The organism is Sphingobacterium shayense, assembly GCF_013179575.1.
Taxonomy (GTDB): Bacteria; Bacteroidota; Bacteroidia; order Sphingobacteriales; family Sphingobacteriaceae; genus Sphingobacterium; species Sphingobacterium shayense.
The window spans coordinates 1-890 of sequence record NZ_JABMCQ010000342.1 but is presented as its reverse complement, the minus strand read 5'-3'; the positions used below and the strand labels follow the sequence as shown (position 1 = coordinate 890).

1 pseudogene is annotated in these 890 nt (G+C 40.1%); it reads left to right on the top strand.

The features are described 5' to 3' along the window. Nucleotides 1-19: 19 nt before the first annotated feature. A pseudogene (locus tag HP439_RS19250) lies at nt 20-890 on the top strand (phosphoribosylformylglycinamidine synthase); the annotation flags it as partial.

Sequence of the window (890 nt, the reverse complement as noted above, 5' to 3'; positions counted from 1 at the left end):
TCAATAATATACAGTTATAATGATTCATTTCTTCGTGAACCCTAGCAACATCGTTTACGGTGTGCAAACCCAACAAGAGCTCTCTCAAGAAGACACAGCTAAACTTAATTGGCTCTTTGGAAATTCAAAAAAACTTTCAGAGCAAACTCTTAACGATCATTTCGTAGGGCCACGTGCTGCCATGATAACACCTTGGAGCACGAATGCAGTAGAAATTACCCAAAACATGGGTATTCAAGGAATTATCAGAATCGAAGAATTCTATAGCGTCCCAGCAGATTTTACAGAATTCGATCCGATGATTTCTCAAAAATTTGTAGCCCTGACGCAGGAAATTTTTTCTGTTAAAATAAATCCGGAGCCTATTTTAGAAGTTGATGATATAGCCCAATATAACAAAAAAGAAGGCTTGGCGCTAAGTACCGAAGAGGTCACGTATTTGAACGAGCTATCGACGAAATTAAAACGTAAATTAACAGATTCTGAAGTTTTCGCTTTTTCTCAAGCAAATTCCGAGCATTGTCGACATAAAATATTCAACGGAACGTTCGTCATTGATGGCCAGCAGCAACCAACCTCATTATTTAAGCTAATTAAAAAAACATCAGAAGTAAATCCTAATGGAATTGTTTCAGCGTATAAAGATAACGTTGCATTTATTAAGGGACCGAAAGTTACGCAGTTCGCACCAAAAACTGCTGACAAGCCCGACTATTATCAAGAAAAAGAATTTGATTCGGTAATTTCATTAAAAGCCGAAACACATAACTTCCCAACCACCGTTGAGCCTTTTGCCGGTGCTGCGACCGGATCTGGTGGAGAAATCCGCGATCGTCTAGCCGGCGGACAGGGATCGCTTCCGCTGGCCGGAACAGCGATTTATATGACTG